Raw genomic sequence first — 26,004 nt, forward strand, 5'->3', positions numbered from 1 at the left:
CCGCCCGGCTGCCGCTACGGCAGCATCGGGTAGCTCCCCGTGTTCGTGGGCGCGTGCTCCGGCAGCCAGAGGACGGCCACCGCGCCCTCCGCGGGCACATGATCCGGGGCGCCCGCCGGGCGGATGTTGCGGAAGGTCAGCCTGGCACCCAGGACCCGGGCCTGACCTGCCGCGATGGTCAGGCCGAGGCCGTGGCCGTGGCCCGCGCGGTCGCTGCTTCCGGTGCGGAAGCGGCTGGGGCCCTCGGCGAGCAGGTCCTCAGGGAAGCCGGGGCCGTGGTCGCGGACCCGGATGACCCGGCCCTCGACCGTGACCTCGATGGGCGGCCGGCCGTGCCGTGCCGCGTTGGCCAGCAGGTTGAACAGCACCCGCTCCAGGCGCCGGGGGTCGGTCGTGACCTCCGACTCATGGACGACGCGCACCTCGATCGCGGGATCCTTCACCGCGACCCGCCGGCTGACGAACTCGCCCAGCATGATGTCCTGCAACTCGGCCCGCTCCGAGGCGCTGTCCAGCCGGGCCACCTCCAGGACGTCCTCGACGAGCGTGCGCATGGCCTTCGCCCGGTCCAGCACCAGCTCGGTGGGCCGGCCGGGCGGCAGCAGCTCGGCCGCCGTCAGCAGCCCGGTCACCGGCGTGCGCAGTTCGTGCGCGATGTCCGCCGTGACCCGCCGCTCCGCCTCCAGCCGCTGCTGCAACGCGTCGGCCATGGCGTCCACCGCGCTCGCCAGGTCATCGGTCTCGTCCCGTACGACGCCCCCGATGGCGTCCCGCACCCGCACGTCCGGCTCGCCGCTCGCGACCTGGTTCGCCGCGGCCGCGGCCTTGCGCAGCCGACGCGACAGCTGCCCGCCGATGAGCACGCCGAGCGCGCTGCCGCCGAGGACGACCGAGATCGAACCGATGACCATGGCTTGGTCGAGCCGGTTGAGGATGCGCTCACTGCGGTCGGTCCAACCGGTGCGCAGCGACAGGACCTGCCCGTTGTTGAGCGGTACGGCCGCCCAGATGTCGGGCGCGCCGCTCGGCGTGTCCGTCACGTACGTGGCCCGCCGGCCCTCCTCGACCTTCTCCCGCAGCGCCATCGGCAGCTCGGGGTCGTTGATCGTGGCGTTCGGGAAGTTCAGCCGCTTGGACTGCTCGTAGCTGCGCTGGGCGATCTGGACGCGCTCGTCGGCGAGGTCGCGGGCGCTGTCCAGCATCGAGACACGGGCCTGGTTGTGCACGACCAGGCTCAGCACGATCGCGACGAGCGCGCCGACCAGAGCGATCGCCGCGCTCAGCTTCCACCTCAGTCCCGTACGGATCGCCACACGGCTGTGGGTACGGCGGCCCGTGCGCCCGCGTACGGCGAGCCCCGCCCGCTCGATCACACGATCGCCCACGACGTCCGCCGGGTCGGTGAGTCCCGCGCCCACCGCACCGGACGGAGCCGGACGTCTGAACATCCCCCGCATGGCCGCCCCGCTCAGGCCTTCAGCTTGTAGCCGAAGCCACGGACCGTCTCGATGCGGTCCTGGCCGATCTTCTGCCGCAACCGCTGCACATGGACGTCGACGACCCGGGTGTCCCCGCCCCAGCCGTAGTCCCACACGCGCTCCAGCAGCTTGTCCCGGGACAGCACGGTGCCGGGCGCGGAGGAGAACTCCAGAAGCAGCCGCATCTCGGTCGGTGTGAGCGCCACGGTCTGCCCCGCCCGGCGTACCTCCATGCCCTCGGTGTCGATTTCCAGCTCGCCGAAGGTGAGGATTCCGCCGGTGGCGGCGGGCTCGGCCTCGCTGCCCCGGTCGCCCCCGCTCGCGTGCCCGAAGCGGCGCAGCACGGCACGGATCCGGGCGACCAGGACGGCGCCGTCGAACGGCTTGGTCACGTAGTCGTCCGCGCCCGCCTCCAGGCCCAGCACCACGTCGATGGAGTCCGCCCGCGCCGAGAGCATGATCACCGGCACGGTCGACTCGTCGCGGATACGGCGGCACAGGCTGACCCCGTCCAGGCCCGGGACCATCACGTCCAGCAGCGCGATGTCGGGCCGGTTCGTCCGGAACGCCTCCAGACCCGACAGCCCGTCGGGCATGGCGGTGACCGCGAAACCGTCCCGCTCCAGGGCGAGCTGGGTGGCCTCGCGGATGACGTCGTCGTCCTCGACGAACAGGACGTGGGTCTGGTCTGCCATCCCGGTGCTCTCAGTCCTCGTGTGCCGTGTGCTTGTGTGGGTGCGTCGTGCCGTCCACTTCAAGGACGCTCGGATCGGGCGGTGCGTTCACCGCCGCCCCGGGGGGACGCCCTCAGCCGTCGGGCGTCGCCGACTCGTCCGGTCCGCCGAGGTTGCCGTAGTCGGTGTGCGTGTGGTGCTTCGCGACGAAGCGGCTGGACACCCACTCGTATGAGACCACGTTCTCGCTCGACGGGTTCGACAGCGCGTCGTCCTTCGCGTACACCTGCTCGGTCACCACCAGGTACCCGCGGTCGATCTCCGCGTACACCGGAGGCTCCTCGGCCTTGAACACGTTGTGGTACGCGCCGCTTTCCTCGCGGTACACGTACGAGGCCACGCTGACCGAGTCGCCGCACGACAGGACGTTGACCACGATGTCGTCCGCCGGACCGCCCGTCAGATCCCCGTACGACACGTCGACGGGGTACCCGTTCGACACACAGGGCTTCAGCTCTCGCTTGACCTGCGCCGAGACCTCGGGGTCCGCCTTGACCAGACGGACGGCCTGCTTCGGGTCCGGTGCGGGCGAGGGGGAGGGCGCCTGCGAGGGCGCGAGGGAGGCCGAGGCCGCGGAGCCGCCCGCCGCGTCGGCGTGCGCCGGGCCCTCGTCGCGGGCTCCGGTGCCGCCCGTGGCGCACCCGGAGACGAAAAGGGCGAGGGCGACGACCACGGCCATCGCCGTGAACGCCGCCTGCAGGGTTCCCCGGACGGGGACGGGCCCTGATGAGCCGGGGCCGGTGTCGTCGGCGCCTTGGTCCGTGTCCGTGTCCCTGTCACCGCTGTCCGTGTGCCCGGTGCCGCCCGCCGTCGTGCCTAGGCCGCGCAACGCTCCCGCTCCTCACGCTCCAGCGCGCGTGCGTCCAGATCGCGGGACTCCAGCTCCTCGCGGAGCCGGGCGAGCGCCCGGTGCAGCGTGCTCTTGACCGTTCCGGCCGACATGCCGAGGGCGGCGGCCGTCTCCTCCGTGGACATCTGCTCCCAGTGTCGCAGCACCACGACGCTGCGCTGCTTGGGAGCGAGCACCTTCATGATGTCCATCAGCAGGGCGCGATCGGCGTGCTGCTCGGTGGCGTCGTCGACCGAGGCGTCCGGGAGCTGCTCGGTGGGCACCTCCTCCAGCTTGCGGGCCCGCCACCACTCGGTCCGGGTGTTGATCATCACCCGGCGCAGGTAGGCGTCCGCGAGCCGCTTGTCCGCTATGCCGTCCCAGCGGTGGTACGTGCGTACCAGCGCCGTCTGCAGCAGGTCCTGGGCGTCCACCGGGTCCGGGACCAGTCGGCGGGCGCTGCGCAGCAGCGCGTCCTGCCGGGTGCGGACGTACTCCTCGAACTCGAGCACCTCGCCCTGCGCCATGTTGACCGCCTCCCGATTCCCCGTTTCCGACCGGCTCGTCGACCGTCGGTTCACTGCCTGTGCTTCGTCGTCGTCCCCGTCTGCCGGGTACGGAAATGAAGCTACGGAGGCGTTGTCACGGGGCTGTCCGAACGAGCCTGCGGCTAGCGCTCGGCTGTCCGTCGGTTGTGTAACGGAAGAAGGAAACGGGCAAACCGCTCGAGGGATTGAGGTGGTTATGGGGTGATTTGACCGTGTGGCGGGGGTGCAGGGGCTGTGTCTGCGGTGTTGCAGAGGCGCGGACGCCGTGATGTGACCGGGCGTCAGGTCAAGGGCAGCCGGTACGTCCCGCCCGGCAGCGGCTCCACCAGCCCGTCCGCCACCAGCCCGTCCAGGGCGCGGGCGCGCTGGACCGGCTCGTGCCACACGCGGTCGAGGGCCGACTGGGGGACCGGCGCATGTGCCTCGCGCAGCACGGCGAGCAGCTTGCCGCGCACCTGACGGTCGGTTCCGGCGTACGTCTGCCCGCGCCGCGGCGGCCCGTCGTGCTCCGGCTTCCCGGCCAGCCGCCAGGCGCACCGGGCGGCGATCGGGCAGCGGTGGCACGACTCGTTCTTCGCGGTGCACACCAGCGCGCCCAGCTCCATGGAGGCCGCCGCCCAGCGCGCGGCGGTGCGCTCGTCGTCGGGGAGCAGGGCGCGGGCGAGCTTGCGCTCGGCGGCCGTGGTGGCGTTCGGCGGGTACTGGACGCCGGTCACGGCGCGGGCGAGGACCCGGCGGACGTTGGTGTCCAGGACGGGATGCCGCTGGCCGTAGGCGAAGGAGGCGACGGCGGCCGCGGTGTACTCGCCGATGCCGGGCAGCGCGAGGAGCTGGGCGTGGTCGGTCGGTACGTCCCCGCCGTGCCGTTCCGCTATGGCGACGGCCGCGCCGTGCAGCCGCAGTGCGCGGCGAGGGTAGCCGAGCCTGCCCCAGGCGCGGACGGCCTCGCCGGGGGCGTCCTTGGCGAGGTCGGCGGGGCGGGGCCAGCGGGACAGCCACTGCTCGTAGACGGGCAGGACGCGGTTCACGGGCGTCTGCTGGAGCATGAACTCGCTGACCATCACCCCCCAGGGACCGGCCTCGGGGCGTCGCCAGGGCAGGTCGCGGGCGTTGTCGTCGAACCAGTCGATGACGGTTTCCTGCAGAGGCTGAGCGTGCGGGGCGTCGGAGCCGGCATCGGCGGATTGGCTGTGCGGGGGCTTCGTTGGCGCAGTCATGGCTTTCCGATCCTGCCATGCCGGGGGCGGCCGGGTGGGTAGGTGGCCGTGACGGTGAGTTGGTGGCTGGGGGAGCGTGGCGGTCGAGGCGCCCGGACGGCTCTCGAAGCGGGCGGGCGTACCCGGTGATCGGCGGCAGTGGCGCCCGGCGCCCGCTCGTGGCGTCGGCCGGATGGAACGTGCACGCGCCCGGCCTTCGGGCGTGGGGACTCCTTGCCAGACCATCGTCGAGCTCGACGCGAGCGCGCACGAGGCACCGCGCCTCGCGGAGCGTGGCGTGGCCCGGCCGGGCACCGCCCGCACGGCGCGGCGCCGCCGCCGTGCGGGTCGCCCCCGTCGACCGGCTGCTGGGCCCGTTGGCCAGTCTTACGGCCGTCGTCCCGACCAACGTGCGCCGAAGACGGGCCGACGGGGACGTCGTGCGGGTCGCCGCTGTGAGCCGGGCTGCCGGGCCCGTTGGCCAGTCGTAGGGCCGTCGTCCCGACCAGCGTGCCGAAGGTGGGCCGACGAGGACGTCGTGCGGGTGACGGACGCCGGCGAAGACACGGGACAAGGCCATGAGGAGAGCCAGCGGGCCAGCGGGCCGGTCGGTCCGCGCAACGCGCGTCCGCTCCGGGCCGGGACGACCGCCACCGCGCCCGCGGTGGTGGCGGGGTCGCCGGGGAAGCTCCAGCCGCCGGGCGGCGGGCAGTTGCCGAGCCGGGCCGTCGCTCCCGGCACCGCTCGGCACGGACACCCCTGCGTGACAAGGGACTTGGAGAGCTACCCGCACCCGTACGCCACGGCCATGGCCAGAGGTGCAAGGGCCGCGATCGCGAATGCCCGGGGTGTGCCGTGCCTGGCTCGCCACCACGTGGTGCCGAACGCGGCTACTGACAGCGGCAGTCCGGCCTCGGTTCATGTCTCGGCGGCACGCCTGCCCACTCGGGCGCCGGTCCCGAAGTCGGTGGTGTCGCGGCAGAGCTCGGCGTCGTCGAAATCCGTGGTCACGGACGGTAGGCGGCGGGTCGATACGGTCACATCCTGCGATCGACAGGTGTCCCCCGTGACGGAAGACAGGGGCGACACGGTAGTCGCCGGGCGGTTTCCGGAATGATGATCCGGAAAAGTTGTGGCTCTCGGCGGCGGGTGGAGCCAGCGAACGCACCGATCTCTCGTACAGTTTGCGCCGTGGGATCTCTGCGCAATCCGGTCGGGCCGCTTCCCTCCTCCATCTACTGGCGACGGAGGGCCGTACTGCTGTCCATGGTCGCCCTGTTGGCGCTGCTGATCACCTGGGCGCTGGCGTCGGGCGGCGGAGGCGGCAAGAACGACGCCGGCGGAACCGACGGCAAGAATCCCGCACCCTCGACGATCACGCCCGGACCGTCCGGCTCGGGGCCGGCGATCAGTCAGGCGCCCGGCGGCCGGGACGAGTCCACCGGCGGCGCGGGCACGGGCGACGGCTCCGGGGAGGGCTCCGGGGACGGCGACGGATCCGGCTCGGGTTCCGGTGACTCCGGCGGGTCGGACGGCTCGGGCAGCGGATCCGCGGGCGGTGGCTCGGCCGGCGACGTCGGCGTGGACGACACGCTCGCCGCCGGCTCCACACTGCCCAACTGCATCTCCGGGCAGGCGAAGTTGACGGTGAAGAGCCTCCACAACTCCTACGAGCCCGGCCGGACGCCCGCCCTGCTGCTGACCGCTGCCAACTCCTCCGCCTACGACTGCAAGATCGATCTCGGACCCAAGAACGCGGTGGTGACGATCACTCAGGCCGGAGCGGAAGACGCCTTCTGGTCCTCGGCAGACTGCCCCGAGGTCTCCGGCGGCCTGGTGTACCGGGTGCCCGCCAAGGCGAGCATCACCTACACGGTGAAGTGGGACCGCCGCGCGAGCGCCCCGCAGTGCGCGACGCCTTCCGCGAGGTCGGCCGCGGCGGGGACGTACCTGGTGGAGGCGAAGGCGCCGGGGTTCGCCACGGCGCAGACATCCTTCGTGCTGGAGAACGACTAGCGCATCGGCCGGTCCTTTGGCGGCGCCGCGCCCCGCGGCACCGCCGCGCGAGGGCGACGGCTCAGACGTACCGCTCCAGGATCGAGCTCTCCGCCAGCCGCGACAGCCCCTCGCGGACGCTGCGCGCCCGGGCCTCGCCGACGCCGTCCACCGTCTGCAGGTCGTCCACGCTGGCGGCGAGCAGCTTCTGCAGGCCGCCGAAGTGCTCCACCAGACGGTCGATGATCGCTCCGGGCAGCCGCGGCACCTTGGCCAGCAGGCGGAAGCCGCGCGGGGAGACCGCCGAGTCCAGGGCCTCCGGGGAACCGGTGTACCCCAACGCCTTCGCCACCGTGGGGAGTTCCAGCAGCTCGGCGTGGGTGAGGGCGTCCAGTTCGTACAGCGCCTCGTCGACCGTGCGGGACCGCTTGGCCGTCGGCTCGGGGACGTAGTCGCGCACCACGAGCTCGCGCTCGGGCTCCACGCCGGCGATCAACTCGTCCAGCTGGAGCGCCAGGAGGCGGCCGTCCGTGCCCAGCTCCACCACGTACTCGGCGATCTCGGTCGCGATCCGGCGCACCATCTCCAGGCGCTGCGCGACCGCCGAGACGTCCCGGACCGTCACCAGGTCCTCGATCTCCAGTGCCGACAGCGTGCCCGCGACCTCGTCCAGGCGGAGCTTGTAGCGCTCCAGGGTGGCCAGGGCCTGGTTGGCGCGGGACAGGATCGCCGCCGAGTCCTCCAGGACGCGGCGCTGGCCGTCGACGTAGAGCGCGATCAGCCGCATCGACTGGGAGACCGAGACGACCGGGAAACCGACCTGCTTGCTGACCCGGTCCGCCGTGCGGTGCCGGGTGCCGGTCTCCTCGGTGGGAATCGTCGGGTCCGGGACCAGCTGGACGCCCGCACGGAGGATCTTCGACATGTCGGACGACAGCACGATGCCGCCGTCGAGCTTGCACAGCTCCCGCAGTCGCGTCGCCGTGAACTCGACATCCAGGACGAAACCGCCCGTACACATCGCCTCGACGGTCTTGTCGGAGCCGAGCACGATGAGTCCGCCGGTGTTGCCGCGGAGGATCCGCTCCAAGCCGTCGCGCAGGGCCGTGCCGGGTGCCACGGCGCTCAGTGAGGCGCGCATCAGGCCATCGGCACCGGAGCTCCCACCGGACTTTCCGGGAGCTGCTGCCCGGTCGTTGGCTGCCACTGCACTCCTCCGGTCGCAGGTTCTTCAGGCGCTGCCGTTTCGCACACTCTGTTCGTACGGACGGGCGAGACCAGGGCAAAGTCTACCGGCGGTCCTCCTCGTCCCGTGGGGCCTCTCGGCGACGCGAGCGCGGAAGGACCCGCAGAGCGTCCCCCATGTCGGCCACTTCCAGCACCTTCATGCCGGGAGGGATCTTGCCCGGATCACCCGGCACGAGGGCGTGCGTGAAGCCCAGCCGGTGCGCCTCGGCCAGTCTGCGCTGCACGCCGGTGACCCGTCTGACCTCGCCCGCCAGGCCCACCTCGCCGATCGCGACGAGGTTCTTGGGGAGAGGTGTGTCACTGGCGGCGGAGGCCAGCGCCAGGGCGACGGCCAGGTCGGCCGCGGGTTCCGAGAGCCGCACTCCGCCGACCGTCGCCGAGTAGATGTCCCGCTTGCCCAGGGCGCTGATCCGCCCGCGCTGCTCCAGGACGGCCAGCATCATCGAGACGCGCGAGGTCTCCAAGCCGGACGTGGTGCGGCGGGGCGAGGGGATCTGGGAGTCGACGGTGAGCGCCTGAACCTCGGCGACCAGGGGCCGGCGGCCCTCCAGGGTGACCGTCAGGCAGGTGCCGGGGACCGGTTCGTCACGACGGGTCAGGAAAAGTCCGCTCGGGTCGGCAAGGCCCGTGATGCCCTCGTCGTGCAGTTCGAAGCAGCCGACCTCGTCCGTCGCCCCGTAGCGGTTCTTGACGCCTCGTACGAGACGCAGGCGGGCGTGCCGGTCGCCCTCGAAGTGGAGCACCACGTCCACCAGGTGCTCCAGGAGGCGGGGCCCGGCGATGGCGCCGTCCTTCGTGACGTGTCCCACGAGCAGCGTGGACATGCCGCGCTCCTTGGAGGCCCGGATCAGCGCACCGGCCACCTCGCGGACCTGGGCCATGCCGCCGGGCGCGCCGTCGATCTCCGGGGAGGCCACGGTCTGGACGGAGTCGAGGATGAGGAGCGACGGCTTGACCGCGTCCAAGTGCCCCAGCACAGCGGACAGGTCGGTCTCGGCCGCGAGATACAGATGGTCGTCGATGGCGCCGATGCGGTCGGCGCGCAGCCGGACCTGGCTCGCCGACTCCTCACCGGTGACGTAGAGCGTGCGGTGCTCGTCACTCGCCGACTTGGCGGCCACGTCCAGCAGCAGCGTGGACTTGCCGACGCCGGGCTCGCCGGCGAGGAGGACGACGGCGCCGGGCACCAGTCCGCCCCCGAGGACGCGGTCCAGCTCGGGCACGCCGGTGGCGCGCGCGGTCGCCTGCCTGCCGTCCACCTGCCCGATGGGCAGTGCGGACGTCGTCACCCGGCCCGGTGTCGTCGTACGGACCGCGGGCGCGCCGTACTCCTCGACCGTCCCCCATGCCTGGCACTCGGGGCAGCGGCCGAGCCACTTGGCCGTCTGCCAGCCGCACTCCGTGCAGCGGTAGGACGGGCGGTCCTTCGTGGTCTTGGTACGGGCAGCCATGCGAAGAACCGTAACCGAGCCCACTGACAACGCCGTACGGCTGCGGGGGCGCTGCCGTAGCACGAGTGCCGCGGGGGCCGGCCCCGACATGTCGCGTCGGCATGCCGTTCGTCATGGACAAGCCACGGAACACGGCGCTCCTGTCCCCTATTGAGGGATCGTTTCACCCGTATGGATTAAATGAGCTCAAGCAGGAAGAAGGCGCCACCCCGGGCCCCCTACGGTCCACCAATGATGAGCAGGAGTCCGGAAACCTCGACCCGCACCGCCGGCGCCCACCGGGCGCACCGGGAGGCGCGTGATCGTGCCGCGGCGCGCACGGTGGCGCAGCGGCCGCCGGCGCGCTACGAGCCGTATCTGGACGGACTGTTCACCTACTGCCTGTCCGTGCTGTGCGACCACGACGGCGCGACCGCCGCACTCGGCGACGCCCTCGCGCTCGCCGAGCGGCGGGGGCAGCGGGGCCCGGAGACCCCGGCGGACCGGCGGCCCTGGCTGTACGCGCTGGCTCGCTGGGCCTGCCTGCGCAAGCTGGCCGAGGCCAAGCAGAAACGTCAGAGCAGCCATGCGGCGGGCCGGCACGGCTCCCCTCGGCAGACGGGCCCGCAGACCGCCGCGCCGGCCGTCTCCGAGGAGATCCAGGAGCAGCGGCGCCGCGAGCTCGCCCTGCTCGCCTGGCCGGAGGCCGCCGGTACCACCCCGGAGCAGCGCGAGGCGCTCGAACTCGCCGTACGCCACCACCTCGCCGCCCACGAGGTCGCCGCCGTCCTCGGCATGGACCCGGCCGCGACCCGCGAACTGCTCGCCTCCGCCGCCTGCGAGGTCGAGCGCACGCGCGCGGCCCTCGCCGTCGTCGAGACCGGCGCCTGCCCGAGCGTCGCCCGGCTGGCCGGCGACAACCAGCTCGTGCTCAGCACAGCCCTGCGCCGCGAGCTGGTCCGGCACGTGGACGACTGCCCCCGCTGCCGCCGCACCGCCGAGCGCGCGATCCCCGGCCGTTGGCCCGGCGCGACCGTCACCCCCGCCGAGCTGCCGGTCCTGGAGGCGCCCCGCGCGGCCGTGCACATGGCCCTGGCGCACCACTCGCGCGCGCGGGGCGCCGTCCTGCCGCGCTTCGACCGGCGTGGCTTCCCCATGGACCCGAAGGATCGTGCCGCCCGCCGGGACCGGCTACGCGCGCGTGCCGTCACCACGACCGTCGTCGCCACCGTCGTCGCCGCCCCGGTCCTCGCGCTGTGGGCCGCCTACCGCGGCTCCTCGACCGGGGAGGTCGACGGGCACTCGGCCAGCGCGAGCGAGGCGCACGGACCCGGCAGCATCGACGGAGAAGCGGCGGACGGCGGCTACGAGAACGCCGGGAACGCGAGCCCCAGGGGGGATCGTTTCGGCAGCCGCGGCGAACCGGATGTCTCCGTGGAGGTCGTCAGTGTCAGCGGCGCGGGCGCGAAGGGCGCCGGGGACCTGGAGGTGGCGGCGGACACCAGCGGCGACACCACGCTGGTCACCCTGACGGCGACGGGGCGCGCGCCGGTGCGCTGGTCCGCGACCACCGGGGCGCACTGGTTCTACCTCAGCAGGTCGGCGGGCACGCTGGCGCCCGGCGAGTCGTTGACGATCAAGGTGTACGTCGACCATCTGCGTGAGCCGTCCGGGCACTGGAGCGCCCGGCTGGCGATCTCACCCGTCGGCGCCGTCGTCTCCATCGAGGGCTACGGCACCGCCCCCGGCCCGTCCGGACCGGGCCACGGACCCGACCCGCGCCCCACCGAACCCACGCATCCCACCGACCCCACCCACCCCGGCGATCCCACCGCCCCCGGGACGCCCAGCGACCCGCCCCCGTCGTCCTCCGGGCCCGACCCGACGCCCACGACCCCGGCGCCGTCCGAGCCCACGCCCAGCGACCCACCGCCCTCGTCGTCCGATCCGTCACCCTCGGACAGCGACGCGTCGCAGCCCGGCCCGTCCGGCTCGACGGACTCCACGGCGCCGACCACCGGCAGCGATGACCCGAGCCACTCCGGGCCGTAGCACGACGGTCGAGGGTGGCCTCGGCGATCGCGCCCGACAGCCACCCAGAACCTCTCGCCGCTCCTCAGCCGACGGGATCCGCCGGATGCGGTGCCACCAACGGCAGCTGCGACGCCAGCCGCTGCTCGCACAGCTCGACCAGGCGGTCGTAGCCCGCCTTGCCCATCAGTTCGGTCAGCTCGGCCCGGTAGGACACGTACACCGGGTCGCCCGCGCCGTGCGCCGAGGTGGCCGACGTGCACCACCAGTGCAGGTCGTGGCCGCCCGGGCCCCAGCCGCGTCGGTCGTACTCACCGATCGACACCTGGAGCACGCGGGTGTCGTCGGGCCGGTCGATCCACTCGTACGTCCGCCGGACCGGCAGCTGCCAGCAGACGTCCGGCTTGGTCTCCAGCGGCTCGCGGCCCTCCTTCAGGGCCAGGATGTGCAGCGAGCAGCCGGCGCCGCCCGGGAAGCCGGGGCGGTTCTGGAAGATGCACGAGCCGTTGAACGGGCGGGTCTGGCGGTCGCCGTCCTCGTCCTCCGAGACCCAGCCGTGCCGCGTGCCCTCGTCGTGGTGCTGCCAGATCTCCGGCGTGAGTCTCGCCACATGTTCGGCCACCCGCTTCTCGTCGTCCTCGTCCGAGAAGTGCGCGCCCAGCGTGCAGCAGCCGTCGTCCGCGCGGCCCGCCTGGATGCCCTGGCAGCCGCTGCCGAAGATGCAGTTCCAACGGGAGGTCAGCCATGTCAGATCGCAGCGGAACACCTGTTCCTCGTCCGCCGGATCAGGGAACTCCACCCACGCGCGCGCGAAGTCGAGCCCCTTCTCGTCGGGTTCCGGGGAGCCGTTCTTCGCCCTCTTGGGCTTGGTTGCCTTCGCCTGCGAAGAACCCTCGGGCGATTTGGCCGTCTTGTCGTTCTTCGCCTTTTTCGTCTTTGGCACGGGTCCAGGGTACGGCGTCCGTACCTGCGACTTCGAGGGCGGAGGACCGCCCGGGTGGCAGTAGCGTTCCGTACATGAGACTCGGTGTCCTCGACGTGGGTTCGAACACGGTGCATCTGCTGGTCGTGGATGCACACCCCGGCGCGTGCCCGCTGCCCGCGCACTCGTACAAGGTGGAGCTGCGCCTCGCCCAACTCCTCGACGACGGCGGGGCCATCGGCCCCGAGGGGGTCGACAAACTGGTCGGCGTCGTCCAAGAGGCGTTGCGGGCGGCCGAGGACAAGGGTGTCGAGGAAGTGCTGCCGTTCGCCACGTCCGCCGTGCGCGAGGCGACCAACGCCGATGACGTCCTCGCGCGCGTGAAGGACGAGACCGGCGTCGAGCTGCAGGTCCTCACCGGTGCGGAGGAGGCCCGGCTGACCTTCCTCGCCGCCCGGCGCTGGTTCGGGTGGTCGGCCGGGAAGCTGCTGGTGCTGGACATCGGGGGCGGCTCCCTGGAGATCGCGTACGGCATCGACGAGGACCCGGACACGGCGGTGTCCCTGCCGCTGGGCGCGGGGCGTCTCACGGCGGGATGGCTGCCGGGTGATCCACCGGAGCCGGAGGACATACGCGCCCTGCGGCGGCATGTGCGCGCGGAGATCGCCCGTACGGTCGGTGAGTTCAGCCGCTTCGGGGCGCCCGATCACGTGGTCGCCACGTCCAAGACCTTCAAGCAACTGGCCCGCCTGGCCGGCGCGGCCCGCTCCGCGGAGGGCCTCTACGTCCAGCGCGACCTGAAGCGGGAGTCCCTGGAGGGCTGGGTCCCGCGTCTGGCCGGCATGACCGTCGAGCAGCGGGCGGAACTGCCGGGGGTCTCGGAGGGCCGCGCGGGCCAGCTGCTCGCCGGGGCGCTGGTGGCCGAGGGGGCGATGGACCTGTTCGGCGTGGAGACCCTGGAGATCTGCCCCTGGGCGCTGCGGGAGGGCGTGATCCTTCGGAAGCTGGACCACATGTCGGTGGACTGAGGGCAGAGGGAGCCGGGTGCGCCTGTCGTCCGTCCGCTCCGCTCGGTGTTCGTCCGGGCGCCGTTCCGGTGTCCGTCTGTTCCGCCTGGTGTTCGTCCGGGCGCCGTTCCGGTCTCCGTCCGTCCCGCCTGGTGTTCGTCCGGGCGCCATCCCGGTCTCCGTCTGTCCCGGTCTCCGTTCGTCCCGGTCTCCGTCCGTCCCGCTCGGTGTTCGTCCGGGCGCCGCCCCGGTCTCCGTCCGCTTTGCCCGGTGCTCGTCCGCGCGCCCAGGCCGACCGCGACCGGCCGACCCCACGCGCGTGAAGCCCACCACACCATAGGCACCCACCTCTTGCTCCCCGCACGGGGCATCTGCCCAGTTCGCACCCCTGACCGGTTCCAGTCGTTCCCGGCGGGCCGCCGTCCATCGGTTCCCCGGCCTCCCGCGGTGCCCCGTACGCTGTCCCCGTGGCAGAACCAGCGGTGCGCGTCCCGGATGCGAAGGTCGCCCTGTCGACGGCCTCCGTCTACCCGGAGTCGACGGCGACGGCCTTCGAGATCGCCGCGCGCCTCGGGTACGACGGCGTCGAGGTCATGGTGTGGACCGACCCGGTCAGCCAGGACATGGAAGCCCTGCGCCGGCTCAGCGACTACCACGGCATCCCGATTCTCGCCGTGCACGCCCCCTGTCTGCTGATCACCCAGCGCGTGTGGTCCACCGACCCCTGGACCAAGCTCCAGCGCGCCCAGGCCGCGGCCGAGAAGCTCGGGGCCTCCACGGTCGTCGTCCACCCGCCGTTCCGCTGGCAGCGCCAGTACGCCCGTGACTTCGTCGCCGGCATCTGGCGCATGGCGAACGAGACGGATGTGCGATTCGCCGTGGAGAACATGTACCCCTGGCGCTACCGCGACCGCGAGATGCTCGCGTACGCCCCCGACTGGGATGTGACGAAGGACGATTACCGTCACTTCACGATCGATCTCAGCCATACGGCGACCGCCCGGGCCGACGCGCTCCAGATGGTCGACCGCATGGGGGACCGGCTGGGCCATGTGCACCTCGCGGACGGCAGGGGCTCGGCCAAGGACGAGCACCTCGTCCCCGGCCGCGGCACCCAGCCCTGCGCCGAGGTGCTGGAGCGCCTCGCCCTGACCGGCTTCGACGGCCACGTCGTCATCGAGGTCAACACCCGCCGCGCGATGTCCGGCGCCGAACGCGAGGCCGACCTCGCCGAGGCCCTCGCCTTCACACGACTGCACCTGGCCTCGGCGAAGGTCCCCCGGCCGTGACGGACACCACCTCGGGCAGGGGAGGAGTCGGCTCCCGGCGCCGGGGCCGGCCCCCTCGTACGGAATCCGCCGACACCCGCGACCGCATCCTGGACGCGGCCCGCGAGGAGTTCTCCGAGCGCGGCTACGAGAAGACGTCCGTGCGCGGCATCGCCAAGGCCGCCGGTGTGGACGCCGCCTTGGTGCACCACTACTTCGGCACCAAGGAGCAGGTCTTCGAGGCGGCGGTCGAGGTCGCCTTCGCGCCCGCCCTGAAGGTGCGGGACGCGGTGCTGGAGGGACCGCTCGACGTCGTCGGCGAGCGCATGACCCGCACGATCTTCGGGCTCTGGGAGAACCCGGTGACCCGCAAGCCGCTGCTCGCGATCGTGCGCTCGGCGGTCACCAACGACGCCGCGGCCGCCGTCTTCCGGCGCCTCGTCTCCGCGCAGCTGCTGCGCCGCATCGCCGGTGAGATCGACGCCCCGGACGCGGAGCTGCGCGCCGAGCTGGCCGCCGCACAGCTCGTGGGCATCGCGATGATGCGTTACGTCATCAGGATCGAGCCGATCGCGTCGGCGGACGTGGAGCAGATCATCGTCCGGGTGGCGCCGGTGGTACAGGGACACCTCACGGGGCGGCACACCGCCGACGGGTGAGCGGCCCGGGCGCGCCGCACGTCTGCTCCACGAGACATACGTCCCGTATTGCGGACACCTCGTCCCGATCCCTGGATGACCGGCGTACGCTCGTCAGCAGTCAGAAGTCTCTCTGATCGCAGTTCTCTGAAGGAGCGAGCGACGATGCCCGAGCTGAGGTCCCGCACAGTCACCCACGGCCGCAACATGGCGGGCGCCCGCGCCCTTATGCGCGCCTCCGGTGTACCCGGTGCGGACATCGGCCGGAAGCCGATCATCGCGGTGGCGAACTCCTTCACCGAGTTCGTGCCGGGCCACACCCACCTGCAGCCCGTCGGCCGGATCGTCAGTGAGGCGATCAGGGAGGCCGGCGGCATCCCGCGCGAGTTCAACACGATCGCCGTCGACGACGGCATCGCGATGGGCCACGGCGGAATGCTCTACTCCCTGCCGTCCCGCGACCTCATCGCGGACAGCGTGGAGTACATGGTGGAGGCGCACTGCGCCGACGCCCTGATCTGCATCTCCAACTGCGACAAGATCACCCCGGGCATGCTGAACGCCGCCCTGCGGCTGAACATCCCCACGGTCTTCGTCTCCGGCGGCCCGATGGAGTCCGGCCGCGCCACGCTGGTCGACGGCACGGTCCGCACCCTCGACCTGGTCGACGCGATCTCCGACGCCGTGAACGACAAGATCTCGGACGAGGACATCCTCCGTATCGAGGAGAACGCCTGTCCGACCTGCGGCTCGTGTTCCGGCATGTTCACCGCCAACTCGATGAACTGCCTGACCGAGGCCATCGGCCTGTCCCTGCCCGGCAACGGCTCGGTGCTGGCCACCCACACGGCACGCAAGCAGCTGTACGTCGCGGCGGCCCGGACCGTCATGGACATCACCCGCCGCTACTACGAGCAGGACGACGACACGGTCCTGCCGCGCAACGTCGCCACCTTCGCCGCCTTCGAGAACGCCATGGCCCTCGACATCGCCATGGGCGGCTCGACCAACACGATCCTGCACCTGCTGGCCGCCGCCCAGGAGGCGGGCGTCCCCTTCGGGCTGGAGCAGATCGACGCCGTCAGCCGCCGGGTCCCGTGCCTGGCGAAGGTCGCGCCCAACGTCGCCAAGGACCGCACGTACTACATGGAGGACGTGCACCGCGCCGGCGGCATCCCGGCCCTGCTGGGCGAGCTGCACCGCGCCGGACTGCTCAACGAGGACGTGCACGCCGTCCACAGCCCGTCCCTGTCGGACTGGCTGAAGACCTGGGACGTGCGCGGCGGCTCGCCCTCGCCCGAGGCCGTCGAGCTGTGGCACGCGGCCCCGGGCTGCGTCCGGTCGGCCGAGGCCTTCTCGCAGTCCGAGCGCTGGGAGGCGCTCGACGAGGACGCCGAGGGCGGTTGCATCCGCAGCGTCGAGCACGCCTACTCCAAGGACGGCGGCCTCGCGGTCCTCAGGGGCAACCTCGCCGTCGACGGCTGCGTGGTGAAGACGGCCGGCGTCGACGAGTCCATCTGGACGTTCGAGGGCCCGGCGGTCGTCTGCGAGTCGCAGGAAGAGGCCGTGGAGAAGATCCTCAACAAGCAGGTGACCGACGGTGACGTCGTCGTCATCCGCTACGAGGGCCCCAAGGGCGGCCCCGGTATGCAGGAGATGCTGTACCCGACGTCCTTCCTCAAGGGCCGCGGCCTCGGCAAGACCTGCGCCCTGATCACCGACGGCCGCTTCTCCGGCGGCACGTCCGGTCTGTCCATCGGCCACGCGTCCCCCGAGGCGGCGTCCGGCGGCACGATCGCGCTCGTCGAGGACGGCGACCGTATCCGCATCGACATCCCGGCCCGCTCGATCGAATTGCTCGTCGACGAGGCGGAACTCACGCGCCGCGAGCAGGCGTTGAACGGGGTGTACGCCCCGAAGAACCGCGAGCGCAAGGTGTCGGCCGCGCTGCGGGCCTACGCGGCGATGGCGACCAGCGCGGACAAGGGCGCGGTGCGGGACGTGACGAAGCTGGGCTGACGCACCGAAGTGCGCGCGAGGGGCCGTCCTCTTCGGGGGCGGCCCTCGCGCGTGTCACCGGCCGGCGAGGGGCGCGGGTCACCAGGCGGCCGGGTCGCGCGCCTCCACGGCGAAGACGGTTCCGTCGGGGGCGGTGGCGTAGATGCCGCCGTCGCCGATTCCCGGCGCGGGCAGCTCCGCGGTGGCCTGAGCGGAGTTCGCACTGAGCCGTGGCGGTGTCTGGCCGAGCATCCTGCCCTCGGCGGCGTCCACGGCGAGCAGCCGTCCGTCGGCGGCGGAGAAGTACACGCGCCGACCGTCCAGGGCCGGCGCGGAACCCTGGCTCACACTCGTCTCCAGGGACCACAGCCGCTTGCCCGCTCGGGTGTCGACCGCGACCAGCGACCCACCCGCGCCCAGGAGGTAGACGACCCCTGAGCGCACCGTGGCCTGCGCCTGCCTGACCGGCACCGGCAGGGCGACGCGCCGCACGGCCCCGGACTGCGGGTCGTAGCGGACCACGGCCTTCGCCTCGCCGTAGCCACCGCCGCCCGCGAGCAGGAAAACCTCACCGTCGGCGGCGCCGACAGGTGTCAGAGCGCCGTCGAGCCGTGCCTCCCAGCGCACGTCCCCCGCCTCCGGGTCGACCGCGACGACACGCGTGCGGGCGCCGTCGGCGGACGCGCTCGCCACGAGAACCCACGGGCTCCCGGGAAACGAGACGACGTACGCCTCGCTCAGACCGGCCACCGGCCGTTTCCAGATCCGCTCGCCCGAACCGCCGTCCACACCGGTCATCCGGCCGTCCGCACCGATCAGCAGCAGCATGCCGCCCGCGTACCGGAACCCACGGTACGAGGAGACGTCCAGCGTCCACCGTGCCTTGCCCGAGGCGGGATCGAGCGCCTCCAGCCGCCTGCCGCCGTGCGTCAGCACATGCGCCAGCCCTCCCGAGAGAACCGGCGGCTCACCGGGGGAGTCGCCCCGGGCGAGAGCATGCCGCCACAGCACACTGCCGTCGGCCGGATCGAGCGCGGTGACCAGACCCGGCTGGGTACACAGCAGCTGCGCCGTGCCGTACGAGCACCGGGGCAGGCCACTGCCCTGCGGCGCCGGCTTGACGGCCCACGGACTGAAACGCGCCGACGCGGACAGACCGGCCTCGCCGCTCTTCGCACGCGGCGTGTCGCCGTCGCTCAGGAGCCGCACCGAGGCGACCGCACCGGCCACGGCGAGCACCAGGGCCACGGCCCCGAGTACCGCCCGCTTCGGAAGGCGCCGTCGCGCCGGCGTCGGCGGCGACTGCGCGGAACCTTGCTCCGGCTCAGGTACGTCCACCGTCCGCTGCGCCGGTATGAACGCCTGCGTGTCGTACGAGGCCGCGACCGAGCGCAGTTCCCTCATCAGCTCGTCCGGCGTGGGACGGTCCTCGGGCTCCTTGGCGAGACACCGCCCGATCAGCGGTGCGAGATTCGCGGGTACGCCCGTCAGGTCGGGCTCGTCATGGACGACCTGGTAGGCGACGACGTACGGGCTGTCGGAGTCGAACGGCCCCCGGCCCGTGGCCGCGTGCACCATCACGGATCCGAGCGCGAAGACGTCCGCGGCGGGTCCGACCTCCCGGGGGCGCCGGAACTGCTCCGGTGCCATGAACGGCGGCGTACCGATCAACTTCCCTGTCTCGGTCCGCAGTTCGCTGTCCTTTGGCCGAGATATGCCGAAGTCGATGACCTTCGGCCCGTCGTCGGCGAGCAGCACGTTGCTCGGTTTCAGGTCCCGGTGCACCACGCCGACCCGGTGGATGTCGCGCAGCGCCTCCGCCAGCCCGGCCATCAGCCGCCGCAGTCGCGCCGGCTCCATCGGCCCGTTCCGCTTCACATGGTCGGAGAGCGTCGGACCGGGGATGAACAGCGTGGCCATCCAGGGCCGTTCGGCCTCCGGATCGGCATCGACGACCGGTGCCGTGAAAGCCCCGCTCACCCGGCGAGCCGCTCCCACCTCCTGCCGGAAACGCCCCCTGAACTCGGGATCCTTCGCGAACTCGGCATGTACGACCTTCACCGCGAGCTGCATGCCGGACGTGCTCCGCGCCAGATGGACCACGCCCATGCCACCGGAGCCCAGATGGGATTCCAGATGGTAGTGACCGGCGTACTCGGGAAGTTCCGCTTCCGCGCCCGCCCCGGTGTTCTGCTGCGGCGCCATGGAACCACCCCCGTGCTGTTCGTCCGCGCGCGCGACGCACGGAGCCTAGTCGATGACTCGTACGGGACAGAGGCGGCTTGCTAGTCTCCGCGTTCTGATTCAGAACATGTGTTTCATGGCGTGATTCAGGGGAATCAACGGGGCCCCACGACGACCGTGGGACACAACGGGGGAGGAACTTCATGTCTGTCGACCGTGCCGAAGTGATGGACGGCGGCGAGGAAACGACCGTCGCGACGGCGGCCACGACCGCGTCCGTGCCCTATTACCCGGTCGCCCCGGGCGTCCGCCTCAACGTCCGCAGCGGCCCCGGCACCAGCTACCCGATCATCAAGGTCCTGCCCGAGGGATCCCGGGTCGCGATCTACTGCCAGCGGCCCGGCACCTGGGTGAGCGGCCCGTACGGCTCCACGAACATCTGGGACAACATCGCCAACGGCGAGTACGTCTCGGACGCCTACGTGAGGACGGGCAGCGACGGCTACATCCGCCCGCGCTGCTCCTCGTGACAGCCGTGTGAGATCGGCGGCGACGGCGGGGCCCGCCCTCGCCGCCCCGCCCGAACCGCTGCCTGACCAGGGTTCGCCGGACCCGTACGGAGCCCGCGGCCTTCCCGGAGCCATAATCGACTCGTGAGCGAGAAGAACGGCACCCCGGACACCCCCGCGGGCTCCACGGGCCCCCGCCCCGAGCCCCTCCGCTTCTTCGGCACGACCTGGGTCGACCACGACAACGGCTACACCGTCCGCCGCATCGCGGTGTCCGTGGGCTCCCTCGCCACCGCGGCCGTCTCCTGCCTGGTCCTGCGCTTCGCCTACGACGGCATCCAGATCGCCGCCATCGGCGGCCTCGTCACCACCCTGCTGGTCGTGATGTTCGCGGTGTGCAGCGCACTCGCCTTCCGTCACACCTGGGAGACCTTCTCCAAGCGACCCGACCCCGACCGCCACGCCTCGCTCCGAGGCCTGCTGGCCATCGGCTTCGTCGGCTCCCTCCTCGCCTACTTCTTCCGCTCCCTCATCGAGGCACCCGGCGAGAAGCTCCACCGCGAGGAATACGAGACGGCCCGCGAACAACACGACTCCCGCACCAACCGCCGCACCGGCAACCCCGCCAAAAAGCGCCGCCGCACCTGAGGCCCGTCGTTCGGATCCGCCCGGCTGAAAGAGGCTGCGTACTCTCAGCCGACCAGAGCGGCAATCGTGGGTGCCGCAAGACAGGACGGGGAGGCGGCGACCGACGGCAACGCGGCAGATGCGGGAGCCGGGGGCCGCCGAGCCGACGTGATCCGAACGCCAGGACCCGGCCGCCTCCACCTGGCCGGTACACCTGGTCCGCACACGCACCAAGCCGCCCCGCCGGACGCTCGTGCGGCGGAGTTTGCACAGCAAGGCCCCGGCCACGTCGGCGCCTTGCTTGCGGCGGGCCCGCTGCACGCCACACCCACCCCGGCCACCATGGCCGTATGACGGTCCCTTCTCGCACCGACCGAGCCCACTCCTTCAACGCCGCCGCGGCCCAGTACGCCGCGAACCGCCCCTCCTACCCTCCCGCTCTCTTCGACGCGATCGAGGAACTCGCCGGCCGCTCCCTCACCGGCGCACGCGTCATCGACGTGGGCGCGGGCACGGGCATAGCCACCGCCCTCCTCCACGGGCGCGGCGCCGAGGTCCTCGCCGTGGAACCCGGCGACCAAATGGTGGCCCAGTTCCGCCGCACCCACCCCGACATCCCGATCGTCCGCGGCAACGGCAACTCCCTCCCGGTCGCCACCGCCTCCGTCGACTTCGTCACCTACGCCCAGGCCTGGCACTGGACCGACCCCGCCCACTCGGCATCCGAGGCCCTGCGCGTGCTGCGCCCGGGCGGCGCGCTGGCCCTGTGGTGGAACACCATGCCCCTCGACATCCCGTGGCAGGCGGCGCAGGCGGACCGCATCGGGCGCTGCTTCGGCGTCGACCCCGTGGTCGAGCAGAACGGCAGCGGCGCCCGAGCCGCCCTGGACGACCCCACGGGCCGCCTCCGCTTCACCGGGCGCAAGGTCCGCTGGAGCCGCCGCGTGCCGCTCGACACCCACCTGGCGAACATCGGCAGCCACTCGATCTTCCTGGTCCACGGCAAGGACGCGAGCACCGCCTTCCTCACCGAGGAGCGGCACCTCCTCCTCACCGCGTTCCCGGACGGAATCGTCGAGGAGACCTATGACGTGGACCTCCTCGTCGCCACCACCGGGGAGTCCCGGACGTAGCGGTCGCCCCCACGCTTGACGCCCCGGCGCCCCCGGAGGATTATTCATCACATGATGAATTACTCTTCCGGTCACTCCGACGACCCCCCCGACGACCCCGCCGTCCGAGCCGAGGCCCTGAACGTCACACGCGGCACCCGCCCGGTACTCCGCGACCTCGACTTCACCGTCCCGCGCGGCCAGATCACCGGCCTCCTCGGACCCTCGGGCTGCGGCAAGTCGACCCTCATGCGAGCGATCGTCGGCACCCAGGCCAAGGTCACCGGAACCCTCGATGTCCTCGGCCGCCCAGCCGGCCACCCCACCCTGCGCACCCGCATCGGCTACGTCACCCAGGCACCCTCCGTCTACGACGACCTGACCGTCCGCCAGAACCTCGCCTACTTCGCCGCGATCCTCGACCCCGGCCACACGGCAGCCGACCGGCGCCACGACGTCGATCGCGTCCTCGCCGACGTCGACCTCACCAGCCACGCCGACGCACTGGCCGGCAACCTCTCCGGCGGCCAGCGCAGCCGCGTCTCCCTGGCGGTCGCCCTCCTCGGCACCCCGGAACTCCTCGTCCTGGACGAGCCGACGGTCGGCCTGGACCCGGTCCTGCGCCGCGACCTGTGGGCCCTCTTCCACGACATCGCCGCCTCCCGCGGCGCCACCCTCCTCATCTCCTCCCACGTCATGGACGAGGCCGAGCGCTGTCACCGCCTCCTCCTCATGCGCGAGGGACGGATCCTCGCCGACGACACGCCGGACGCCCTGCGCACCCGTACGCACTCCGAGACGGTCGAGGCAGCCTTCCTCCACCTGGTCGACGAGGCGACCGCGGCCGCCCGCGCGAAGGAGACCACCCGATGACCACCACAGCGAACCCGACCCCGGCACTCCAGCCCGCTCCCACCGGCGCCCTGAACCTCGCCCGCACGACCGCCACCGCAGCCCGCGTCCTGCGCCAGCTCCGCCACGACCCGCGCACCATCGCGCTGATGATCCTCATCCCCTGCTTGATGCTGTTCCTGCTGCGCTACGTCTTCGACGGCAGCCCGCGCACCTTCGACAACATCGGCGCCTCCCTCCTCGGGATCTTCCCGCTGATCACGATGTTCCTGGTCACCTCCATCGCCACCCTGCGCGAACGCACCTCGGGCACTCTGGAACGCCTCCTCGCCATGCCCCTCGGCAAGGGCGATCTGATCGCCGGCTACGCCCTCGCCTTCGGCGCCCTCGCCGTCCTCCAGTCCGCCCTGGCAACCGGACTCGCCCTGTGGTTCCTCGGCCTGGACGTCACCGGCAGCCCCTGGCTCCTGCTGCTCGTCGCCCTGCTCGACGCGCTGCTCGGCACCGCCCTCGGCCTCTTCGTCTCGGCCTTCGCCGCCTCCGAATTCCAGGCCGTCCAGTTCATGCCGGCCGTGATCTTCCCCCAGCTCCTGCTCTGCGGCCTGTTCACTCCCCGCGACAACATGCACCCGGCCCTGGAGGCCATCTCCAACGTCCTCCCCATGTCCTACGCGGTCGACGGCATGAACGAAGTCCTCAAGCACACCGACATGACCGCCGCCTTCGTCCGCGACGCCCTGATCGTGGCGGGCTGCGCCCTCCTCGTCCTCGGCCTGGGCGCGGCGACACTGCGACGCAGGACGGCATGACCGACCCGGTGGCCCTTTCGTCCCGCCCACCGGACACGCCGCCTCGGAAGGTGCCGCCGGTGCGAGGATGAACCCGGACGACGCAACCCCCGGAGGGCACCCCAGCCATGACCCAGAAAGTCGCAGTCCTCGGCACCGGCAAGATCGGCGAAGCCCTGCTCAGCGGAATGATCCGCGGCGGCTGGGCCCCGGCCGACCTCCTGGTGACGGCCCGCCGCGCGGAGCGAGCCGAAGAACTCCGCACCCGCTACGGAGTCACCCCGGTCACCAACGCGGAAGCCGCCAAGACCGCCGACACCCTGATCCTCACGGTCAAGCCGCAGGACATGGGCACCCTCCTCGACGAACTCGCCCCGCACGTCCCCGCCGACCGACTGGTCATCAGCGGAGCCGCCGGCATCCCCACCTCCTTCTTCGAGGCGCGGCTCGCCGCCGGCACCCCGGTCGTCCGTGTCATGACGAACACCCCCGCCCTCGTCGACGAGGCCATGTCGGTCATCTCCGCCGGCAGCCACGCCAGCGAAGCCGACCTCGCCCACGCCGAGGAGATCTTCGGCTCCGTCGGCAAAACGCTCCGCGTCCCCGAGTCCCAGCAGGACGCCTGCACAGCCCTCTCCGGCTCCGGCCCGGCGTACTTCTTCTACCTGGTCGAAGCCATGACCGACGCCGGCATCCTGCTCGGCCTGCCCCGAGACAAGGCCCACGACCTCATCGTCCAGTCCGCGATCGGCGCCGCGACGATGCTCCGCGACAGCGGCGAACACCCCGTCAAGCTCCGCGAGAACGTGACGTCCCCCGCCGGCACCACGATCAACGCCATCCGCGAACTGGAGAACCACGGCGTCCGAGCCGCCCTCATCGCCGCCCTCGAAGCCGCCCGCGACCGCAGCCGGCAACTGGCCTCCGGCAACAACGGCTGACGCCCGGCCGCCCCCACCAGAGGGCGGCCCGGCACACTCTTGGCAGGCACCCCTAAGCGGTCACCGCGATATCCGCGGCGGCCACCGCCGGCAGCAACCCGATCGCCCGATACGCGGCATCGACGGTAGGACGGGCCATCGCCCGAGCCTTCTCCGCACCATCCCGCAGCACCCCCTCCACATGACCAGGATCCGCGCACAGCTCCCTGTGCCTCTCCTGTACGGGCCTGAGGAGCTCCACCACGGCCTCCGCGGTGTCCTTCTTCAAGGCGCCGTACGATTCATATACACCGCTCAGCTCCGATGGGTTCCCACCCGTGCAGGCCGCGAGGATCTCCAGCAGGTTCGCCAGCCCCGGCCGCGCCTCCCGGTCGTACACGACCTCCCGCCCGCTGTCGGTCACGGCCCGCATGACCTTCTTCCGCACCACGTCCGGTTCATCGAGCAGATAGACGATCCCTGGCCCGGAGTCATCGCTCTTGCCCATCTTCGAGGCCGGATCCTGCAGATTCATCACCCGCGCCGCGACCTTCGGCGCCGTGGCCCGCGGCACCACGAACGTATGCCCGTAGCGCTGGTTGAACCGGACGGCGAGATCGCGCGCGAGCTCCACATGCTGGGTCTGATCGTCCCCGACCGGCACCTCGTCGGCCTGATACGCCAGGATGTCCGCCGCCATCAGCACGGGATACGTCAGCAGCGACAACCGCACGCTCCCGCCCCGCACCCGCTCCCGCGCCGCCTTCTCCTTGTACTGGATCATCCGCCGCATCTCGCCGTCCGCGGCCACGCACTCCAGCACGTACGACAGCCGCGCATGCTCATCCACATGACTCTGGACGAAGACGGTGCACAGCTGCGGATCCAGCCCCGACGCCAGCAACAACGTCGCGGCCTGCCGAGTGAGCCTGCGGACCCGCGCCGGATCGTGGTCCACGGTCAGCGCGTGCAGATCGACGACGCAGAACAACGCGTCGGCCTGGTGCTGATCCACGGCAGCCCAGCGCCGCATCGCCCCCAGGTAGTTCCCCAGCGTCAGATGCCCGGTCGGCTTGATCCCGCTGAAAACCCGGCTCATTCCCTCTCCACCTCCTGGTCGAGGCCGCCGTCCCGGCCGGCCGCCCTCAGGAGCTCTGGAGGGAGATACGAAAACGGCCGCCGAGGCGGCGGCCGTTGAGTGCATACGCGAGTACGGCCGCCGTCAGGCGGCCCACCACAGCTGGGTGTACGTACGCGTAGTCATGCGCCCACAGTACGCCCCCAGGGTGTCGTCCGGAGGCAAGTTGACACGCCCAGGACCGATCCGTAGTGTTCTCCGAGTTGTCCGACGTGAGCGCCGACTCCGGTCGGTCCCCGGACAGCCATTCCGCAGGTACCAACCTCTATTCGACGACAGTCGATCTGTCTGCCGTCGTCTCATTGGCATGCGTATTCGCGTAATGAGGAATCCGCGTTCGAAGAGCGCAGCCCCCGATTAGGCCGGGAGCGAGGAATCCGCTAAAGTCTCACTCGTCGGAACGGCCCAACAGCCGCGAAGACAAACCCCGCTGACTGGGGGTCAGGCCGAGAAAGGATCTGATAAAGTCGGAAGCGCCGGAAAGGGAAACGCGAGAGCGGGAACCTGGAAAGCACCGAGGAAATCGGATCGAGAAAAGATCTGGTAGAGTCG

At 71.8% G+C, this 26,004-nt stretch carries 22 protein-coding genes; 12 read left to right on the top strand and 10 right to left on the bottom strand.

All coding sequences use genetic code 11. The features are described from left to right. Positions 1–14: 14 nt before the first annotated feature. From cseC to ACWCPI_RS29595, 5 genes are all read right to left on the bottom strand, one after another. Entirely contained in the window at positions 15–1,580 is a 1,566-nt protein-coding gene (gene cseC / locus ACWCPI_RS29575) for a two-component system sensor histidine kinase CseC (protein WP_451041033.1), read from the bottom strand. Then, positions 1,469–2,173, bottom strand: a complete 705-nt coding sequence (cseB, locus tag ACWCPI_RS29580) for a two-component system response regulator CseB (RefSeq protein WP_451041006.1) — start codon at positions 2,171–2,173, stop codon at positions 1,469–1,471. Before cseB ends, cseC begins: the two co-directional genes overlap by 112 nt. 112 nt (positions 2,174–2,285) lie before the next feature. Beyond that, positions 2,286–2,891: a hypothetical protein gene (locus ACWCPI_RS29585; protein ID WP_451041034.1), complete on the bottom strand. Its 606-nt coding sequence runs from the start codon at positions 2,889–2,891 to the stop codon at positions 2,286–2,288. A 137-nt stretch (positions 2,892–3,028) separates the two neighbouring features. Then, positions 3,029–3,568 (bottom strand): SigE family RNA polymerase sigma factor, encoded by a 540-nt coding sequence (locus ACWCPI_RS29590; RefSeq protein WP_019756474.1) that lies wholly within the window; start codon positions 3,566–3,568, stop codon positions 3,029–3,031. A gap of 302 nt (positions 3,569–3,870) precedes the next feature. Then, on the bottom strand, positions 3,871–4,806 hold the full coding sequence (locus ACWCPI_RS29595; RefSeq protein ID WP_388804482.1) for an HhH-GPD family protein: 936 nt from the start codon (positions 4,804–4,806) through the stop codon (positions 3,871–3,873). A 1,170-nt stretch (positions 4,807–5,976) separates the two neighbouring features. Between ACWCPI_RS29595 and ACWCPI_RS29600 the strand changes: the two genes are divergently transcribed. Continuing rightward, positions 5,977–6,801 carry a hypothetical protein gene (locus ACWCPI_RS29600; RefSeq protein ID WP_451041007.1) on the top strand — a complete coding sequence of 275 codons (825 nt, stop codon included), beginning with the start codon at positions 5,977–5,979 and terminating at the stop codon, positions 6,799–6,801. A gap of 61 nt (positions 6,802–6,862) precedes the next feature. Here the strand turns inward: ACWCPI_RS29600 and disA are convergent, their stop codons facing one another. Next, positions 6,863–7,987, bottom strand: a complete 1,125-nt coding sequence (gene disA, locus ACWCPI_RS29605; RefSeq protein WP_388804491.1) for a DNA integrity scanning diadenylate cyclase DisA — start codon at positions 7,985–7,987, stop codon at positions 6,863–6,865. An 82-nt stretch (positions 7,988–8,069) separates the two neighbouring features. After that, positions 8,070–9,479 carry a DNA repair protein RadA gene (radA, locus tag ACWCPI_RS29610; RefSeq protein ID WP_451041008.1) on the bottom strand — a complete coding sequence of 470 codons (1,410 nt, stop codon included), beginning with the start codon at positions 9,477–9,479 and terminating at the stop codon, positions 8,070–8,072. Between the two features lie 231 nt (positions 9,480–9,710). Between radA and ACWCPI_RS29615 the strand changes: the two genes are divergently transcribed. Then, positions 9,711–11,510 carry a hypothetical protein gene (locus ACWCPI_RS29615; protein WP_451041009.1) on the top strand — a complete coding sequence of 600 codons (1,800 nt, stop codon included), beginning with the start codon at positions 9,711–9,713 and terminating at the stop codon, positions 11,508–11,510. A 64-nt stretch (positions 11,511–11,574) separates the two neighbouring features. Here the strand turns inward: ACWCPI_RS29615 and ACWCPI_RS29620 are convergent, their stop codons facing one another. Next, positions 11,575–12,432, bottom strand: a complete 858-nt coding sequence (locus tag ACWCPI_RS29620) for a hypothetical protein (RefSeq protein WP_451041010.1) — start codon at positions 12,430–12,432, stop codon at positions 11,575–11,577. Between the two features lie 74 nt (positions 12,433–12,506). Here ACWCPI_RS29620 and ACWCPI_RS29625 point away from each other — a divergent pair, with 74 nt between their 5' ends. The 4 genes from ACWCPI_RS29625 (at position 12,507) to ilvD (ending at position 17,343) form a co-directional block, all read left to right on the top strand. Continuing rightward, complete coding sequence (locus ACWCPI_RS29625) at positions 12,507–13,439, top strand: Ppx/GppA phosphatase family protein (protein WP_451041011.1); 933 nt, start codon at positions 12,507–12,509, stop codon at positions 13,437–13,439. A 446-nt stretch (positions 13,440–13,885) separates the two neighbouring features. After that, positions 13,886–14,707, top strand: a complete 822-nt coding sequence (locus ACWCPI_RS29630) for a sugar phosphate isomerase/epimerase family protein (protein ID WP_451041012.1) — start codon at positions 13,886–13,888, stop codon at positions 14,705–14,707. Continuing rightward, a complete protein-coding gene (locus ACWCPI_RS29635) occupies positions 14,704–15,345 on the top strand; it encodes a TetR/AcrR family transcriptional regulator (RefSeq protein WP_451041013.1) in 642 nt (213 codons plus the stop codon). The genes ACWCPI_RS29630 and ACWCPI_RS29635 overlap by 4 nt, the downstream gene beginning before the upstream one ends. Before the next feature lie 144 nt (positions 15,346–15,489). Further along, positions 15,490–17,343 carry a dihydroxy-acid dehydratase gene (ilvD, locus tag ACWCPI_RS29640; protein ID WP_451041014.1) on the top strand — a complete coding sequence of 618 codons (1,854 nt, stop codon included), beginning with the start codon at positions 15,490–15,492 and terminating at the stop codon, positions 17,341–17,343. A 78-nt stretch (positions 17,344–17,421) separates the two neighbouring features. On the opposite strand, the gene ACWCPI_RS29645 is transcribed toward ilvD, so the two are convergent. Next, the gene (locus tag ACWCPI_RS29645; RefSeq protein WP_451041015.1) at positions 17,422–19,527 is read right to left on the bottom strand and encodes a serine/threonine-protein kinase; all 2,106 of its coding nucleotides are present in this window, start codon (positions 19,525–19,527) and stop codon (positions 17,422–17,424) included. Between the two features lie 182 nt (positions 19,528–19,709). On the opposite strand from ACWCPI_RS29645, the gene ACWCPI_RS29650 reads away from it, so the two are divergent. The 6 genes from ACWCPI_RS29650 to proC all read left to right on the top strand — a co-directional run bounded on the left by ACWCPI_RS29650 (position 19,710) and on the right by proC (position 24,335). Then, positions 19,710–20,036 carry an SH3 domain-containing protein gene (locus ACWCPI_RS29650; RefSeq protein WP_451041016.1) on the top strand — a complete coding sequence of 109 codons (327 nt, stop codon included), beginning with the start codon at positions 19,710–19,712 and terminating at the stop codon, positions 20,034–20,036. A 123-nt stretch (positions 20,037–20,159) separates the two neighbouring features. Continuing rightward, positions 20,160–20,663: an EamA/RhaT family transporter gene (locus ACWCPI_RS29655; protein WP_451041017.1), complete on the top strand. Its 504-nt coding sequence runs from the start codon at positions 20,160–20,162 to the stop codon at positions 20,661–20,663. Between the two features lie 329 nt (positions 20,664–20,992). Then, on the top strand, positions 20,993–21,775 hold the full coding sequence (locus tag ACWCPI_RS29660) for a class I SAM-dependent methyltransferase (protein WP_451041018.1): 783 nt from the start codon (positions 20,993–20,995) through the stop codon (positions 21,773–21,775). Positions 21,776–21,826: 51 nt separating this feature from the next. Further along, positions 21,827–22,627, top strand: a complete 801-nt coding sequence (locus ACWCPI_RS29665; protein WP_451041019.1) for an ABC transporter ATP-binding protein — start codon at positions 21,827–21,829, stop codon at positions 22,625–22,627. Continuing rightward, positions 22,624–23,415, top strand: coding sequence for an ABC transporter permease (locus ACWCPI_RS29670; protein ID WP_451041020.1), 792 nt, complete (start codon positions 22,624–22,626; stop codon positions 23,413–23,415). The genes ACWCPI_RS29665 and ACWCPI_RS29670 overlap by 4 nt, the downstream gene beginning before the upstream one ends. Positions 23,416–23,522: 107 nt before the next feature. Further along, complete coding sequence (gene proC, locus ACWCPI_RS29675; RefSeq protein WP_451041021.1) at positions 23,523–24,335, top strand: pyrroline-5-carboxylate reductase; 813 nt, start codon at positions 23,523–23,525, stop codon at positions 24,333–24,335. Between the two features lie 52 nt (positions 24,336–24,387). On the opposite strand, the gene trpS is transcribed toward proC, so the two are convergent. Continuing rightward, complete coding sequence (trpS, locus tag ACWCPI_RS29680; protein WP_451041022.1) at positions 24,388–25,413, bottom strand: tryptophan--tRNA ligase; 1,026 nt, start codon at positions 25,411–25,413, stop codon at positions 24,388–24,390. Between the last annotated feature and the right edge of the window lie 591 nt (positions 25,414–26,004).

It is taken from the genome of Streptomyces sp. NPDC001920 (assembly GCF_053594495.1).

Excerpts from the sequence above, each read along its gene's own strand:
- ACWCPI_RS29660 (WP_451041018.1), top strand. The coding sequence starts at position 20,993 with ATGACGGTCCCTTCTCGCACCGACCGAGCCCACTCCTTCAACGCCGCC.
- ACWCPI_RS29615 (WP_451041009.1), top strand. The coding sequence starts at position 9,711 with ATGATGAGCAGGAGTCCGGAAACCTCGACCCGCACCGCCGGCGCCCAC.
- trpS (WP_451041022.1), bottom strand. The coding sequence starts at position 25,413 with ATGAGCCGGGTTTTCAGCGGGATCAAGCCGACCGGGCATCTGACGCTG.
- ACWCPI_RS29625 (WP_451041011.1), top strand. The coding sequence starts at position 12,507 with ATGAGACTCGGTGTCCTCGACGTGGGTTCGAACACGGTGCATCTGCTG.
- ACWCPI_RS29585 (WP_451041034.1), bottom strand. The coding sequence starts at position 2,891 with ATGGCCGTGGTCGTCGCCCTCGCCCTTTTCGTCTCCGGGTGCGCCACG.
- radA (WP_451041008.1), bottom strand. The coding sequence starts at position 9,479 with ATGGCTGCCCGTACCAAGACCACGAAGGACCGCCCGTCCTACCGCTGC.
- ACWCPI_RS29665 (WP_451041019.1), top strand. The coding sequence starts at position 21,827 with ATGATGAATTACTCTTCCGGTCACTCCGACGACCCCCCCGACGACCCC.
- ACWCPI_RS29645 (WP_451041015.1), bottom strand. The coding sequence starts at position 19,527 with ATGGCGCCGCAGCAGAACACCGGGGCGGGCGCGGAAGCGGAACTTCCC.
- proC (WP_451041021.1), top strand. The coding sequence starts at position 23,523 with ATGACCCAGAAAGTCGCAGTCCTCGGCACCGGCAAGATCGGCGAAGCC.
- ACWCPI_RS29650 (WP_451041016.1), top strand. The coding sequence starts at position 19,710 with ATGTCTGTCGACCGTGCCGAAGTGATGGACGGCGGCGAGGAAACGACC.
- ilvD (WP_451041014.1), top strand. The coding sequence starts at position 15,490 with ATGCCCGAGCTGAGGTCCCGCACAGTCACCCACGGCCGCAACATGGCG.
- ACWCPI_RS29670 (WP_451041020.1), top strand. The coding sequence starts at position 22,624 with ATGACCACCACAGCGAACCCGACCCCGGCACTCCAGCCCGCTCCCACC.
- cseB (WP_451041006.1), bottom strand. The coding sequence starts at position 2,173 with ATGGCAGACCAGACCCACGTCCTGTTCGTCGAGGACGACGACGTCATC.
- ACWCPI_RS29595 (WP_388804482.1), bottom strand. The coding sequence starts at position 4,806 with ATGACTGCGCCAACGAAGCCCCCGCACAGCCAATCCGCCGATGCCGGC.
- ACWCPI_RS29590 (WP_019756474.1), bottom strand. The coding sequence starts at position 3,568 with ATGGCGCAGGGCGAGGTGCTCGAGTTCGAGGAGTACGTCCGCACCCGG.